A 16385-nucleotide genomic window follows, 5' to 3' on the forward strand; every position below is an offset into this window, starting at 1 on the left:
AAAAACTAGCCTACTGTGGCTCCATTACTGTTAGCTTTTTTATTCTGTCTTTTGGTGTTACCTCTAATTCTTGAAGTTTGCCATCCCTGTACACTCCTTTAATAATTGTTCTTGAAGGGGCATGTAGCTTGAAGTCGACATTCCAGTCCCTTGGCCAGGCTGGAAAAAGTATTATTTTATCATCATCATACTGCATGAGCATCCTCTGAAGGGCGATTAGCCCGACGCTTCCATGATCTTGGTCCGGTATCCAATCATAATTTGGTCCCCAAAAGGCTGGAAACCTAAAGTTTTCATTCCATGAGGAGAACCTTTCGACGACCATTCGACGGGCCTCTTCTGCGAGGCCTAGGTAGGCTGCCTGTATATCGTCTTGCTGCCAACATCTGTTTCCTTTTATGCGGCGTCTGCGGAAAGATTCAAGCCCGGTCTCCAAATTAGGTTTACCGACACCATATATTCTGTATGGAAATATGGCGTATAGCTCGGGGTTTTCGACGTTCCTCGGTTTGGGATCCAAAATCTTCTCTGCAGGTGAGAGGAGAGTTGTTTTATCCTCCATTCTTGTGGGTATGTGGGGTATTTCCTGGAGAATTCTGCTTAGACTTTTCCGAAGATCTGAGGACACTAGATTCTCTGGGAGAGAGAGGATCTTATTAATCACGAAGATCAACCCTGCTATGTCTGGGAGTGGATTAACGCATTCCCACCATGTTTCCAGTGACTGGGATGGTTCCATTCGCATCTTGCCTTTCTCATCCCTTGGGTAATGCTCATCGTAAAATTGGATCACTCTTAGGGCTATCGGAAGTAGAAACTTACGCGCGAACATTTCATCTTGAGTGAATAGGAAATAGTCAAGCATCATCGCCACGAGTTCAAGTCCACCCTGCCAGTAATACCTTATATAGCGATTTTCGACATAGGAGACTGGTTTGCCTTCCCTATTCCACCCATAGTTATGTGAAGCATAGGCACCCCAGAAATACATGGTCTCAGGATAAAATGCTCCTTCATGATTAAAGTATATTTTTGTCCGCGCCTCGGCTAGGGGCAATGTGTCTAAATACATGTTGAAGAGGGGCCTCATTAGATCGAAGTCGCCGGATGCCAGCATTGACCAATATATGAGGCGGGTGTTTTGAAACCAGTAAGGTCCGCCCCATCTGCGGTAATCGGCGTTATAACCTTTCTCCCTAGCCTCCACGGTAAAAATTGATCCGTTATGTTTTATCGGGTAAGAGCCTCTTCCTGCACAAGCGTTCATGAAACGCTGTAAGATATATCCCCGAGTTACGATCTCAGCGTCCTCTCCTCCTGTAACATGGATCCAACTGCGCTCCCAGAAACCCCTCCACCATCCCCGATGAGCGGCACGCGACATCTCCAAGTCTAAAGCTTGAACCTCTGCCGCCTGTTTTTCGAGTTGCCGAAGCCACTCTTCAACCGATAACGTCTGAGCTGTGAGTATATGGATATAGATGTGATATCGCATGTTTAATGAATCTGACGCCAATATTCTCTCCTCTCTGGTCCGTAGCCCTGGACCGCATATTAGGCCGCCAAATGTCCTGTTTATCAATGGATCCTTACAGGCATCCATTAGGCTTTCTAGACCCTGCAGCTTCATGGTTTCAGGCCATATTGACGTCTCATTTCTATGGAACCAAAGTATACGATCGTCTCTTAATGAGAGAACTGTGTCAGGCCCCTCTACAACTGGGTGTGGGGCATCTATCAAACCGTAGGCGCTGTGAACTTCATCACCTACCAATTCACGTTTATGGGTGCGCCATGATTCAAAGTGAACCTCTGCCTGAGCACCCTTCTTGCTCTCAAATTCTAGATGAATTACTGGATGTAGGGCGTCAACCCAAACCCTTATGTTAGCCATCGAATCTTCTCCACCGCTCTCAATTCTAATCTCTGCTGAGTGCATGTCAAGAGTTTGGCGGAAAATGATGGGCTTAATGAATGGGTTCGGCGTTATCCTGAACCGTACAAGACCGAGCTTGAGAAGACGTCCAATCTCGCTCCATGTGTCCGTCTTTCCAATATAAAAGAGAATGTCTCCATCCTCTTCAACCCAGAGGTTGATGCCGATGTCCCCGTTGCCCAGGGGCATGGAGCCGTAAGAGCCTCGGCTCGGCGAATCCCACATTATGCGGTACACGAGTTAAAGGATAATTCTTCACAGCATATAATCCTTTAATCTCTTCACTCAAAATCTGTAAACCCAAATAAGGTCCGCACTTCACAGCTGGCTGGTTTTAGGACTGTATGCTTACAGTTTAGCTCCGTAAACTCTTTTAGGATAGAGATCGGTATCTAGCGATATTTGAGGAGAGACCATGGTGACAGCAAGATTCGGATTGACCAGGGAAATCCTCGATCTATCCGGCTTCTGGAGATTCAGAATCGACCCTGAGGGGGTTGGAGAAAGAGAGGAATGGTTTAACTGTTCAACATCATTACGTTCCTGGGATAAGCTTTATGTTCCAGCCAATTGGAACGAGCAGTGCTCAAAATACACATGGTATATGGGAACCGTATGGTATGCTAAAGATTTCTTTGTCCCAAAAGACTGGGTGGAAAGCGCTGTCACTTTATGCTTTGAGGGTGTAAATTATAAGGCGAAGGTTTGGGTTAACGGGAGCTACTTAGGCGAGCATGAAGGCGGGTTCACATCCTTCAGTTTCAGAGTTGAGAAATTTTTAAGGTTTGGCGGCATGAATCGTACCGTTATCATGGTTGACAATACCCTATCCAGAAAGACTATTCCGCCAGGAGAGAACATGAACAGAACCTACTTTGACTTTTTCCATTATGGCGGAATCTATAGGGAAGTTTTTCTATCAACTTATCCAAAGATACATGTTAGTGACGTTACAATTAAGACAGACATTCAGGGCGAGGATGGCATAGTTAACGTCGATGCTAAAATCACAAATGAATTAGACAGACCATATGATGGCACATTAAAAGCTCAAATCATCTTTGAGGATGAAATTGTTTGCGAAAACACGCAGCCACTCATTATCCAGCCGTTTTCAGAAGTAATTGAAAAATTAGAGTTCAGGGTTAGAGAGGCTCGGTTCTGGGACGTTAGGGCTCCCAACCTATACAATTTGAGAATACTCCTTCTTAGGGATGAAGAAATTGTAGATGAGGCGTCAGAAAGGTTCGGGATTAGAACAGTGAAAGTTGAGAACACTAAGATCCTTCTAAATGGTAAACCTGTTTTCCTCAAGGGATTCGGAAGACATGAAGACTTTCCAATATTAGGTAAGGCGTTAAATGGTGCAATACTGCGAAGAGACTTCGATTTAATGGTTGCGTTAGGAGCAAATTCTTTTAGGACGACCCATTATCCATACTCACGTACACACCTTGACTTAGCTGATGAAAATGGATTCCTAGTAATTCTTGAAATACCGACAGTCGGCATATTTAAGAGTGAAACGAAAGGTGTGGAGAGACTTGACGATCCAGAACTTATAGAGAAAGCTAAGAGGATGCTAAAAGAGGCGATTCAGCGCGACAAAAACAGGCCGTCCGTTATAATGTATAGCCTATTCAATGAGCCGAGCAGCGACAAGCCAGAGTTTCTTGTATTCCTTAGAGAGCTCGTTGAGGAAGCTAGAAGACTGGATTCCAGTAGGCCGGTAACCTTCGTGAGTAATAGAGTTGAAAATGCGGAGGGCGTACTCGATCTGATCGACGTAATCTGTCAAAACATATACTATGGATGGTACTTCAATTTCGGCGACCTTGAAACGTCTAGAAGGCTGCTTAAAGAGACCCTTGAGACCCTACATGCAAAGCAGCCAAATAAACCCATAATTGTAACAGAGTTTGGAGCTGAGGCTATAGCCGGTCTGCATTCCGACCCCCCGGAAATGTGGACCGAGGAATATCAAGCAGAATTTATAAGAACTTACTGGGAAGTCCTAACGAGCACCGACTATGTGGCAGGCGGGCACATCTGGAACTTCGCGGACTTCAGGACTCCCCAAGGGGTCTTAAGAACCATTCTTAATAGAAAGGGGATATTTACACGGACAAGGGAGCCGAAATACTCGACGAAGGTTGTAAAAGAACTCTTTACAAAAACCCCAGATCACAGGTTAGCGTAGAGATACCACATTGAACGAGATGGCGGAATCCAGGCAGGCTTCAACGGCACTGTTACAGCCTACTCAAAAAAGTTTTTAAGGATCCTTCAGGACTCCTCGCAGGGAGAATAGGAGAATGAGGAGAAGTAGGGTTTCGCTCTTGGTCAAGCAAGCTTATTCTGAGGGTAGGCGCTTAATTGCTCCTCTCCTGGGTTTTCCAGGAATTCAGCTGACTAAAAGCAGCATTAAGCTTGCCCAACAGAATTTCGGTGAGCATTACAAAGTTATAAAGGCGATTGTCGAAAGGTTCAGCCCCGATATTGTATTTCCTCTCATGGATCTTTCTGTCGAGGCAAATGCGCTTGGCAGATTCACAGTATTCCCAAAGGATGAGCCTGCAGCAGTATATGATAAGGACTTCAGGTTAGAGGACTTGGAGAGGCTGAGAGAAATTGACATCTCATTTGACACTAGAATTATTGGTTATGTTGAGACCGTTAAGCTCATGAAGCTCTATCTGCCTCCAAAAATCGTCAGGGGCGCGTATGTTACGGGTCCATTCACACTAGCATCACTTATAATGACCTCTCAAAACGCTATTAATTACATACTAAGGAGTCGAGAAGCATTCCGAAAGGTATGCGACTTTGCGGCTGAGGTTATATCCTCGTATGCGAAGATGCTTATGGCTGCTGGCGCACAGTTAATATGCATACTCGACCCTGCCGCCGTTATACTTAGCCCAAGCATGTTTAGAGAGTTTGCAGCGCCATTCATGTCGCGGATTGTAGAATCATGCGAGTATAATAATGTTGACACCGTTTACCATGTCTGTGGAAACTCTATGCATCTCATAGATGCCATTGTAGAGGCGGGCGCACACGGTTTAAGCTTGGACTCCAAGTATGCAGGCGTACGGATCGGCCATGTGATAAGAAGAGTACCCGAGGACGTGGTGATAATGGGTAACATCAGCCCGACAGTAACGATGACTTATGGCAGACCCGAGGATGTGCGCCGAGAAGTACTCGAACTACTGGGAGAGATGGAGCCCTATCAAAACTTTATTCTAAGCACAGGCTGCGATCTGCCGCAGAATGCGCCGCTCGAAAATATAGAGACCCTCTTCGAAACCGCACGAGCACATAGGGCTAAGAAATAATCGACATGCAATAATGATCATGCATAAAGTATCATCTTCTTTCCTCCTGGTTTTCTCCTTCAGCGTCCTCTATGCCTCTCTCGGTTATTTTGAAGGAGAAAGGTGTCTAAAATATTTCATGATAGAGGTTATGGAGAGATGGGAAATAAGGTGCAGGTAGAGTGTAGGTATACTGATGTGTGTAAGGATTATGGTAAGAAATGTCGCGAGTGCTGGCTTAGCAAGCGCAGAGAAAGCTATTTTATATCGGAGCGCGAATTAAAACATAGGTTTGTTAAAGGCTTCTTAATTGGGCAAATGTATGGTGAATAAGATCCCTAAAAACCTTTAAGGAATTAAAGAGTTTGCGCCAATCAAACATCAACATATCCATTAATGGCCGCGTTATAAATTAAAGTCTAATGTACCAAAGAATAGCAGGACCATCCCCAACAAAGAAGAGAAATTTCTCCCTCATAAGCAGCCTTTCTTCTGATCAACATAGTGAATCGAAAATTTTGCCCTTACTTATTACTTAAAAATTTTCTTCGGGACTAAAAGGCTTGCTTTTATGAGTAAATTGGAAGGTTTAATAGCATTTTTCTTTGAAGTTGCAAGATTGACACTTACTAGGTTTTCTGGTCGGTATTGCTTTTCTTTCTTTCTTCCAATATTTTAGTGCCCATTCTAGCTCTTGTCTTGCTTCTTCAATTTCGAAGTTGCTTATAAAAACCCTTACTGGTTGGCCGTCGATTTTCTTCTCAAAAGTATCTATATTTTTGTGTTCTAGTATCATGTTTTCAATTTCTGTTTTTATTTTTTCTGGATTACGGCATGTTTGAGGGGCTAGAACTAAAGCATACTTCAAGGTTCGCGTCTTGAATCCAATTAAGTTTAGGAGTAGACAGTATAATTTTGCTTGGATGTGATGGTCACGCCATGGGCGTTGGGTTTTAGTGAACTTATATTCGATTAGGGTTTTTGCTTCCCCACCCTTAAAGATTACCATATCAGGCATACCAATCAAAAAGATGTCTCCGTATTTCGCTATGAGAGGCATTTCCCTCACTTTCACCAGCATTCCTGCAGATATTTTCGCCCATAGAGATTCCATGTTAATTTTTTCGGTTCCTTCTAAGAGTTTTTTGTGGATCTCCCGTCCGAGCAACATTTCCTTAGTTTCTTCTTCGCCGTATGGACAGACGAGTTCAACCTTCTTTTCGCAGTAGTATTGCCTGGCTATTAAGGAGATGCGTATGGCAGGTACTCCAAACCTGAGATGGCTTTCTCCACTTCTTAAGACTCTAGCCAACTCTTTGATTGTTTTCCTAAAGTTATTTAGGCTGTTTCGCCATTCAGGCCAGAATTCTCCGGCAAGCATATCCATTAATAGAAGACTTTTCGAAGACTTCGCGTATCTATAGGCTTCTTCTACTAGCTCTTTCCCATTTACGCCTGATAGCTTTTCTTTAAAGTACGGAAGAAACCATGGATGTATCGAGTAAACAATTCTTCTGCCATCTTTCTTTTCAGCGATAAGTAAATGCGTCTTTTTCAATCCATCTACTCTTCTAAGTAAGTATCGCCGTGCTTTCTTCTCATCAAGAAATTTAGAGGTTATTATGCCAAAGGCGGCTTCCGGGATTCTATGAGACAATACTTTCCGAACTAACTCATACTCCGCTATCTCTCTTTTAGTTTTAGGACCTGACAGTAAAACATGTAGGATGAGCCTTTCAAACCAACGTAAATGCTTGATAACCCTACTATGCTCAAGCAGATCGTCAGGAGAATAAAACTTCAAAATCTCCTTAATCATCACATCTTTTCTATTCCCGGTTTTAATCCCTCTACTTTTAAGCATTTCCCCTAGCATTGATTTCGTAAAACGGGAGTTCACAAAATCGTACAAGACTTTTCTAAGCTCAGATTCTATGGCTGACATTTTACAACTATATTTAGTTTAACTTTCCAATCTAAATAAAAGACTGTTCTTATATTTGCCTTTTTTTGGCTCTTGGAGTACTCTATTTTTAAATTAACGAGATTCTACCCTTCTTCTTGATTTTCTCCTTAAGTGCCTTCTATCCATTTCTCTGTTCTTTTTGGGGAGAAGTTAAGCAAGATTGCCAGAAACATAAACGAGGCTAAAGAACTAATATAGGCTGGCTTCGAGTATATCTGCGAAATAGACGGAGTAAAAATGTTTAGAAAACCGAAATAGGCAAGAAATATGCTGATGAGTCTGCGGGGGTTCGAATCCCACCGCTAGCTGGAGATATCCCCCGCAATATCTCATCTCATTTTTTGTTTTTAAATTTTTAATCTTCAAAATCTAGACAATGCCAGAAGAAAAGGTGAAACAGATGTATGCCCCATAGTGTTTTTACTGAATTTTTTATTAGGTTAATTTAAGTTATGATTTAATACAAATTTTGCTTGCTTTGTTTTACATTTATGTAAAGCTTAAATAGTAATGTTTTATTAGTAATACTGAAGAGATGAAAATGTCTGATGCAGTAATAAGTGTAAGAGTCCCCAGGGAGCTCAAGAAGGAGCTAAAGAAGCATGAAGTTAATATTAGTGAAGTGGTTAGGAGGGCCCTTGAGGAGGAGGTGCGCAGGAGAAAGATGAAGAGGCTTCAGGAGGCTGCGGCTAAGCTAGGAGAGTTCTTCGCAGGGATACCCGATGAGGAGATTATTAAGAGCGTTAAGATGGCCAGGATGGAAAGATGAAGTGTCTTATGGATTCAAGCGCCATAATTCTAGTGCTCAAATGGTTGAAGGAGAAATCTGTAGAAGCTCTTAATGGGCATGCAACCCTCAACTTGGCTTATTATGAGATAAATAACGTGATTTGGAAGCAATGCGCAATAGGGGGTTCTATAAATCTTCAAGAAGCAATAAATAGAGCCAAAGAAGCAGCGCAAATCTTGGAAATTATGAGCATGGAGGAGTTGAGGTCAGCTGAAGATGTCGGCGAAACCATGAAGTACGCCGTAGAGCAAAGACTAACATTCTACGATGCGTCATATCTCCAAAAGGCGAAGAGCAAGGATTATGTGCTGGTAACGGAAGATAAAGAACTCTCTGAAAAATCTGGAAATGTTGGCGTCAAAGCAATAACCGTAAAAGAGTACTTAAACCTAATTAAACTTTGAGCAAAACTTTACCTACCCAAAAATCCTCGAAATCATTCAGAACAACATGGACCTGGGAAGAATAGAGGAACTATTCCCGGCGATATCAGAGACCGAAGAATGAAAACAGAAGAAGCCTACAAAGAACTCCAGCATATAATCATAGAGATAAACGAGATACAAGCAAGGAGAAAGGAGCCAAGCGGCAGAGAGTTAAGCATAATACTACCACTCGAAAGAGCCATTAGAAAATCACAACAACTAATAAACTCAGTCAAAACATTAATAGGCGAATACTCAACTAAAACAGGCTTCAAACCAGAGAAGATAACGATCAGACGGCAGAAAACAAGGTGGGTAAGCTGCTCAAGCAGCGGAAGCATAAGCCTAAACCTAAAACTCATATGCCTACTAGAAAACGTAGTCCACCATAAAGTAACCTACCTAAAACACAGAAAACATAATAAAGCATTCTGGCAAACAGTAAGCCAACGATACCCCGGACTATAAGCAGATAGAAAAGAAACTACTCGAACAATGATTCATGACCGAAAAACTATTCAAAAACCTAACGAAAAATGGTTAGATTAAATAGCGTTATTTCAAAGGTTAAAAAGAAAAGGAAAAATTTAGAGGGACAGTATGCTCTGCCTGTATCCTTAATCTTCTTATAGAGCCCATAAGCCTATAAATATTGATTGCCGATTATGCGCTCCGGAAGGCGGAGTGATAAACTCGGCTGGGACCGTGCTGGTCCCAATGGAGGAGAAAGCATACGCCGAAAGCCGGGCTGCGGGAGCCACGGAAGCACGATCTGAATCCTTAACCCTCCATCAGAGCGTGGCAAAGATCTTTGAATATGCTTGGGCGCTTAAGAAAGAGGGCTACGCTGAGCAGACAATACATGGACGCGTAAAATTCTTAAAGAGGCTTGTAAAATTAGGCGCAAACCTCTATGACCCTGAGTCCATTAAAGAGGTGATCGCCAAACAGAGGTGGAGCGCTGGCAGAAAGGAACTCGCCGTGTAGACGTACAGCGGTTTCCTGAAGGTTTTCGGTGGAAAGTGGGATCCGCCAAAATATAAGAGGGTTAGGAAGCTACCATTCATACCATTGGAAAGCGAGATTGACTAGTTAATCGCTGGCTGTGGACCTAAAACAGCGGCTTTACTCCAACTCCTAAAAGAGACAGGCATGAGAATAGGTGAGGCATGGAGGTTGAAATTGGTTGATGTAGACTTCGGTAATAATACAATAAGAATAACACCTGAAAAAAGGGAGTGAACCTAGAATATTCAGGGTTTCTGATAAGCTCATGAGCATGCTGAAAACCCTACAGAAAGACTCCGAAAGCGAAAGAGTATTCCAGAAGTCGCTTAAGAGCCAAAAGAGACTATTCTATAAGGCCAGAAAGAAAGTGTCTGAGAAACTGAAGAACCCCAGAATAAGGCAAATAAGCTTCCACACATTCCGCCACTGGAAAGCCACAATGGAATACGCTAAAACGAAAGATATCCTAAATGTGATGCGCATACTGGGGCATAAAGACATTAAGAATACACTCGTCTACACGCAGCTCGTGGACTTCAGCGGAGATGAATACGTGGCTAAGGTAGCCCGCACCGAGGAGGAAGCCTGCAAACTCATTGAAGCCGGATTCGAGTATGTATGCGACTTCAACGACAACAAAATCTTCAGGAAACGCAAATAACCCGAAGCTGTGAGGGGGGTTCATCCAAAAGTGCGGGGGGTGGGATTTGAACCCACGAACCCCTATGGGACGGGATCTTGAGTCTTACGCGCATTCGGCGTTTGGCCGTTTGCTCCGCGCATCTTGTCCTTTTTTGGTTGACCTGGCTCTGCTACCCCCGCATCTTGAGATTTTAGGTTTTCGCCGCTAATATTCCTTTCTGGTTTCTTATTCTGATAAACTTTATAATTCCTTTAGATGTCACTATTAGACATGTTTGGTTGGTGTTTGGGTGGTTAGTATGAGCTACGAGGAGCGGTTTATTAGGGAGCGGATTGATCTTTCCGGTTTCTGGTACTTTAGGGTTGATCCGAGGGATGCTGGTGAGCTGGAGAAGTGGTTTGAGGAGAGGGATCTCAGGGGTTGGGACAAACTCTATGTTCCAGCGTCTTGGAACGAGCAGGATTCTGCCTACACTTGGTACATGGGTGTGGCTTGGTATGCAAGGGAATTCTATGTCCCCGGAGATTGGAAGGACAAAGTTGTTTCTCTGTGTTTTGAGGGTGTAAATTATAAGGCTAAGGTCTGGGTTAATGGGGTCTTTCTCGGGGAGCATGAGGGGGGATTCACACCTTTCAGTTTCAGGGTTGAAGGCGCGTTGAGGATTGGGGGGGATAATATCCTTTTCGTCAGGGTTGATAATACGCTATCGAAGAGAACTATTCCTCCTGGGGAGGGTATGAATCAGACCTACTTCGACTTTTTCCATTATGGCGGTATTCATCGTGAGGTATACTTGACATGCCTTCCGAGGCTTTACATAAAGGATGTCATCCTGAGGACGGATATTAAGAATGGAGATGGATTAGTCGATGCTGATGTCTCTTTTGTGAATGAGACGGCTGAACGCTACTTCTGCAAGCTGATGCTTGAGGTTTTTGATGGCCCTGAGATTGCTGCGCAGAAGCCTGTTCGATTCATTATTGGTCCAAACTCTGAGAAGGTTGTAAATGAGAAGGTTGTCATTAAAGCGGCGAAGCTTTGGAGCCCGGAGTCCCCTCACCTCTATCGGTTTAGAGTGACCGTCTCACATGATGAGGGCATATGCGACACCTATGAGGAGAGGTTTGGGGTAAGAACAATCAGGGTTGAGGGCGGAAGGATCCTGCTTAATGGTCGCCCAGTCTTTTTGAAGGGATGCGCACGGCATGAAGATTTCCCCATTATGGGCAAAGCTCTGCCTGGAGCGGTACTAAGAAAAGATTTCGGCCTGATGAAGGAGATCGGATGTAATTCCTTCCGGACATCCCATTATCCCTACTCTAGGGCGCATCTTGACCTTGCAGATGAGTATGGCTTCATGGTCATACTTGAGATGCCGATGGTTGGGCTGTGTCGGCATATTGAGAGGCTTGATGACCCTGAGCTGATGGAGAAGATGAAAAGGATGACTCGGGAGGCTATAGAGCGTGACAGGAACCGACCTTCAGTAATCATGTACAGTCTATTTAATGAACCGGACAGCGATAGGGAAGAGTTTCGAACGTTGCTGAAGGAGGTTGCAGAAGAAGCCAGAAAAGCTGATCCTACTAGACCGATAACGTTTGTTTCTTACAGGCACCTAGAAGATAAGGCGCTTGACATGGTCGATGTCCTCTGCCACAACTTCTATTATGGGTGGTATAACCTCTGCGGAGAACTTGATAAGGCTGAAAAAATGCTGAGCGAAACGCTGGATGAGATCCACAGGAGATTTCCGGATAAACCTATTATTGTCACCGAGTTCGGCGCAGATGCCATTGTAGGAGTCCACCGAAACCCACCCGAGATGTGGTCTGAGGAATATCAGGCCGAATTGATAAAGACTTACTGGAAGGTTCTACGCTCAAAGCCCTATGTCGTTGGAGGTCACATTTGGAACTTCGCGGATTTCAGGGTTGGACAGAGCCCAAGAAGAACAACATTAAACAGGAAGGGAATCTTCACAAGGACAAGAGAGCCAAAGTTATCTGTGAATGTCGTTAAAGAATTATTCCAGAAAACCCCGACCTTTCTCTAGTGTAGCACGGCCTATTGGATTGATGTCCCCACATTTCTCCCCTCGATAGCTAACGCTATATTGCTAGGCTTAAACCCGTTCACAACCACCATCTTTATACGCTTCTTTTTTAGTAAACGGACTGCTTGAGGGTCAACAATCTGGTGAATACCTGCCTCATGCTTATCATGAGGCATGAAGCGGTCTAACTCCTCAAAACTCACAAAATCAAGTTTTACGGCGTCAGCATATCTCTTCGGATCCCTAGTATATATTCCATCCTGATTCGTGGCCTTTATTATTAGATCGGCGTTAACCTTCGACGCAATTAATGCTGCAACAGTGTCCGTTGTCATTCCAGGTTTCAGTCCTCCCATGATAACAATTCCCCTTTTATTAAGGATTCTTAACGCATCCCTAATCGTCTCCGGTATTCTCTTCCATTCAGAACCGCCTATGCACATCGCTAAGATCTGAGCGAAAAGTCTTGAGACGGTGATTGCGGCCTCATCTTGCTCAGGTTCAGCTAAGCCTACATCCCTAGCCAGCCTTATGAACTCACGTGCAGGTTCACCTCCTCCTACGACCACGACTAAACGGTGGCCTTGACCTCTCAGATTTTGTAGGATATTAGCGTATTCTCTTATGAGATGTGGGTTCGGCGGAGACCCTATGACAGATCCGCCGATGCGAACAACGACATTCAAACCGGGCATAAGAAAATATTTTAGACTCTCACTATAAATAGCTCATCGCTCTTCATAGAGCCCGCCCCAAGCATGATACCATATCCCTATAAATATGAATGGACATTCTTCATTTTTCGGAGCTAGATTGGTTTATGTTTGAGATCATCTTCCTTGGAACAGGCGGCGGCCGCTTCGCCATGGTAACCCAGAAATTCAGGACAGGCGGGATCAGAATTCTCTCAGAAGGAGTGAACGTTCATATTGACCCGGGTCCTGGAGCCCTCATATATTCATTGGAGGCTGGTCTTGATCCCAAAAAGGTTGATGCTGTTCTTGTATCTCACTGCCACTTAGACCACACAAATGATGCATGTGTCATGATAGAGGCTATGACTGAAGGGACGACTAGGAAGAGGGGATTGCTCTGCGCGTCCCGCAGCGTGCTTGAGGGTAATGAAGTCTGCGACAAGGAGATTACATCGTATCATCGGGCGCTTCCGGAAAAAGTTGTTGAGACCCGCGTCGGAACATCGTTTCCGGTTGGTAACATTTTGGTGAAAGTCTGCAAGGCAGTCCATACGGATCCTGACACTGTAGGATTCAGATTTGAGACGGCAGATTATGGCGGGTTCGCATACATTCCCGACTCAGAATACTTCAGCGATATGAGAGAATACTACGGAGGGGTTAGACTGCTAATACTTTCAGTCTTGAGACCGTCTGGTAAACCGTGGAAGGGACATATGTCAACCGATGAGGCGGTTAAGGCTGTTGCAGATATTCTCCCAGAGAAGGTTGTAATAACACATTTTGGGATGCTCATGGTAAGTAAGGGTGCGGATCATGAGGCTAAGATTATAGAGAAATCTACGGGCATTCCAACCATAGCTGCGAAGGATGGTATGCGCCTAATTTTCGGCAGAGAGATCGTTGTAAGTGTGACAAAAAGAGGGGAAGACCTAAGCCGCTTTCTTTAGGATTCGGATTAAACCTTTCTTCTAGAATGGTGTGTTAGCAGTCAGTATTCCACCGTATATCCTGCTTGCGGATAATTCTTGATTTGACTTTCTCCTCCCTTGCCGAAAATAATGATCAGCTCTTTAATTTTGCAGGCTTGCATTATTGCCTCTTTACCTTCCTTAATAGCCTCCAGGAACACCTTGTCCTCACTGTAAATAGTTAGCTTTTTGATGGGGGCGTTGAGGGGAAACCTTCTTTCCGATTTACCTCTCCTAATCTCGGCTATCATCTGAATTACTATGTCGCCTTTTCTTTCAGCTTCCTCATTAATCAATTCTCTATCCGCCTCCGGCCAGGGTGTCAGATGAATACTTCTGTAACCCTTGAGTTCCGCGTACATGTTCTGGTAGATTTCCTCTGTTATATGCGGTGTGAAGGGTGCTAGCATCTGGATAATCTTGTAGATCGCATGGTAAAGCGTGTATAATGCAGCCGCTCGACTCTCATCGTCTTGGCTTTCTACTCTGTATAGCCTATCCTTAATCGCCTCGATATACTGATCACAGAAGATGTGCCAAGTAAATTCACGAACGGCTTCGATTGCAATATTGAAATTATAGTTTTCAAGCGCTTCTCCAACCTTTTCTACGGTTTTCTCAAGCTTCGATAACAGCCATCTGTCTATTAATTGGAGCCTACCCTTTGATGCGGGATCATAGTCTTTAAGGTGGAGGCTGGCGAACCTAGAGGCATTCCACAGCTTTATCAGGAACCTCCAACCATACTCCACGTCCGGCCAACGGAACGGTATATCGGAGCCTGTTGCCCCTCCGGCCGCAGCCCACTGTCTCATAGCGTCTGCACCGTACTTCTCAATGACCTCCAGTGTTGTGACATAATTTCCAAGAGACTTGCTCATCTTCCTGCCATCTGAGCCCAAGACCATGCCGTTGATTAGACATGCCTTGTAAGCTTTTTCTCCGAAAAGTGCTAGATGGCGGACCATGAGATAGTATGCCCAAGTCCTTATTATGTCAGTCCCTGAGGGGTGAAGATCTGATGGGAAGAGCCTTCTCCAATCTGGTCTGTCAGGCCAGCCTGCATGGACGGCGCAGGTTATTGATGAGTCAAACCATGTGTCAAGCACGTCTTTCTCGGGTAGGAACTTTTTAGATCCGCATTTAGGACAAATTTCAATCTTAGGCGGGCTTAGCTTTGGATCTATTGGAAGCCACTCAGGCTTAGCTAATATGACCTCGCCGCACTTCTCACAGTACCATATGGGTATCGGTGTTGCAAAGACCCTTTGCCTCGATATAACCCAGTCCCAGTCCAAGCTTCTAGCCCAGTCGATAAGCCTATGCCGCATATGGTTTGGGTACCACTTCACCTCATAAGCCGCTTTTTCAACCTGATCTGTAAGAGCTCGAGTTTTCATGAACCACTGCTTTCTCTCTAGGATCTCGACCGGGGTTTTACATCTCCAGCAGACTCCTACTTCCTGTCTGATTCTTTCGATCTTCTCAAGAAAGCCTTCATTTTGAAGGTCTTGGACAATGGCTTTTCGAGCCTCCTCTATCCCCAGTCCCGCGTATTTTCCAGCATTCTCGTTCATCTTTCCGTCTTCTGTCAAGACTGTTATAACTGGAAGCTTATTCTTTGAGACGCATCTCACATCATCCTTATCCCCGAATGTGCAGATCATCACCACTCCTGTTCCAAACTCCGGCTCAACATTGTCGTCAAATATTATTTTGACTTTACTTCCAACAATTGGGACTACAACTGTCCTGTTAACAAATCTGTTATATCTCTGGTCGTCCGGATGCACTGCCACAGCGACGCATGCGGGTATAAGCTCGGGGCGGGTTGTGGCTATGCTTAAGAAACCACCATCCTCCAGCGGGAACCTTATGTAATGAAAGAATCCATCCCTACTCTCATACTCAACTTCGGCGTCTGCTATGGCAGTCTCGCATCTCGGACACCAATTCACCGGGTGCGTTCCCTGGTAAATTAAACCCTTCTGGTAAAGGAGGATGAAGGAGAGCTGGGTTCTACGCCAGTAATCCGGATCCATAGTCTTATATTCCAGCGACCAGTCTATTGAGCAGCCCATCCGCTTAATCGCTTTTTTCATCGCCTGAATATACTTCTCCACAAACTGCTCGCATAACTTTCTGAACTCGTCCGGAGGCACCTGAGTCTTTCTTATGCCATACTTTTCTTCTGTCTCAACCTCTGTAGGCAAACCGTGGCAATCCCATCCTTGCGGGAAATGAACATTATAACCCTTCATACGCTTGTATCTGGCGACGATGTCAAAGTACGTCCAATTCAAAACATTTCCCATATGAAAGTCGCCTGAGGGATACGGTGGGGGCGTATCTATCGTGTAGGGAGGCTTATCCCTTGCTTCCCAATCGAAGCGGTAGACCCCCTCCTCCTCCCACAGGGTCTGCCACTTTACCTCGATCTCTTTTATGTTGAATTCTTTCGGCAGAGGCTTCATGGACTGTCATCCTTCAATGCATATTTAATAAGGAAAGGGTAAATAAGAACTAGAATAATTAGTTTTCCGCGAAAAACAGGAACAACGTACAGCTAATAATA

At 44.4% G+C, this 16385-nt stretch carries 13 protein-coding genes and 1 tRNA gene; 9 read left to right on the forward strand and 5 right to left on the reverse strand.

The genetic code is table 11. The features are described from left to right. Window positions 1-10: 10 nt before the first annotated feature. Window positions 11-2161, reverse strand: a complete 2151-nt coding sequence (locus NZ952_02220; protein MCS7120006.1) for a DUF5703 domain-containing protein — start codon at window positions 2159-2161, stop codon at window positions 11-13. Between the two features lie 190 nt (window positions 2162-2351). On the opposite strand from NZ952_02220, the gene NZ952_02225 reads away from it, so the two are divergent. Both NZ952_02225 and NZ952_02230 read left to right on the forward strand, forming a co-directional pair. After that, entirely contained in the window at window positions 2352-4136 is a 1785-nt protein-coding gene (locus tag NZ952_02225; GenBank protein ID MCS7120007.1) for a beta galactosidase jelly roll domain-containing protein, read from the forward strand. A 115-nt stretch (window positions 4137-4251) separates the two neighbouring features. Continuing rightward, entirely contained in the window at window positions 4252-5277 is a 1026-nt protein-coding gene (locus NZ952_02230; protein MCS7120008.1) for a uroporphyrinogen decarboxylase family protein, read from the forward strand. 568 nt (window positions 5278-5845) lie between these two features. On the opposite strand, the gene NZ952_02235 is transcribed toward NZ952_02230, so the two are convergent. Continuing rightward, complete coding sequence (locus NZ952_02235; GenBank protein MCS7120009.1) at window positions 5846-7120, reverse strand: PD-(D/E)XK nuclease family protein; 1275 nt, start codon at window positions 7118-7120, stop codon at window positions 5846-5848. Window positions 7121-7763: 643 nt separating this feature from the next. Between NZ952_02235 and NZ952_02240 the strand changes: the two genes are divergently transcribed. From NZ952_02240 to NZ952_02260, 5 genes are all read left to right on the forward strand, one after another. After that, window positions 7764-7991, forward strand: coding sequence for a type II toxin-antitoxin system CcdA family antitoxin (locus tag NZ952_02240; protein MCS7120010.1), 228 nt, complete (start codon window positions 7764-7766; stop codon window positions 7989-7991). Continuing rightward, window positions 7988-8416, forward strand: coding sequence for a type II toxin-antitoxin system VapC family toxin (locus NZ952_02245; GenBank protein MCS7120011.1), 429 nt, complete (start codon window positions 7988-7990; stop codon window positions 8414-8416). The genes NZ952_02240 and NZ952_02245 overlap by 4 nt, the downstream gene beginning before the upstream one ends. Window positions 8417-8515: 99 nt before the next feature. Then, on the forward strand, window positions 8516-8905 hold the full coding sequence (locus NZ952_02250) for a M48 family metallopeptidase (protein MCS7120012.1): 390 nt from the start codon (window positions 8516-8518) through the stop codon (window positions 8903-8905). 249 nt (window positions 8906-9154) lie between these two features. Next, a complete protein-coding gene (locus NZ952_02255) occupies window positions 9155-9424 on the forward strand; it encodes a hypothetical protein (GenBank protein MCS7120013.1) in 270 nt (89 codons plus the stop codon). A gap of 286 nt (window positions 9425-9710) precedes the next feature. Then, entirely contained in the window at window positions 9711-10106 is a 396-nt protein-coding gene (locus NZ952_02260) for a site-specific integrase (protein MCS7120014.1), read from the forward strand. 31 nt (window positions 10107-10137) lie between these two features. Here NZ952_02260 and NZ952_02265 read toward each other — a convergent pair. Beyond that, window positions 10138-10267: transfer RNA gene (locus NZ952_02265), tRNA-Leu, on the reverse strand. 119 nt (window positions 10268-10386) lie between these two features. On the opposite strand from NZ952_02265, the gene NZ952_02270 reads away from it, so the two are divergent. After that, entirely contained in the window at window positions 10387-12144 is a 1758-nt protein-coding gene (locus NZ952_02270; GenBank protein MCS7120015.1) for a beta galactosidase jelly roll domain-containing protein, read from the forward strand. Between the two features lie 11 nt (window positions 12145-12155). On the opposite strand, the gene pyrH is transcribed toward NZ952_02270, so the two are convergent. Beyond that, window positions 12156-12830 (reverse strand): UMP kinase, encoded by a 675-nt coding sequence (pyrH, locus tag NZ952_02275; GenBank protein MCS7120016.1) that lies wholly within the window; start codon window positions 12828-12830, stop codon window positions 12156-12158. Between the two features lie 134 nt (window positions 12831-12964). Here pyrH and NZ952_02280 point away from each other — a divergent pair, with 134 nt between their 5' ends. After that, complete coding sequence (locus tag NZ952_02280; GenBank protein MCS7120017.1) at window positions 12965-13789, forward strand: MBL fold metallo-hydrolase; 825 nt, start codon at window positions 12965-12967, stop codon at window positions 13787-13789. A gap of 41 nt (window positions 13790-13830) precedes the next feature. On the opposite strand, the gene NZ952_02285 is transcribed toward NZ952_02280, so the two are convergent. Then, window positions 13831-16284 carry a valine--tRNA ligase gene (locus NZ952_02285; GenBank protein MCS7120018.1) on the reverse strand — a complete coding sequence of 818 codons (2454 nt, stop codon included), beginning with the start codon at window positions 16282-16284 and terminating at the stop codon, window positions 13831-13833. Between the last annotated feature and the right edge of the window lie 101 nt (window positions 16285-16385).

It is taken from the genome of Candidatus Bathyarchaeota archaeon, assembly GCA_025059045.1.
Lineage (GTDB): Archaea > Thermoproteota > Bathyarchaeia > Bathyarchaeales > DTEX01 > JANXEA01.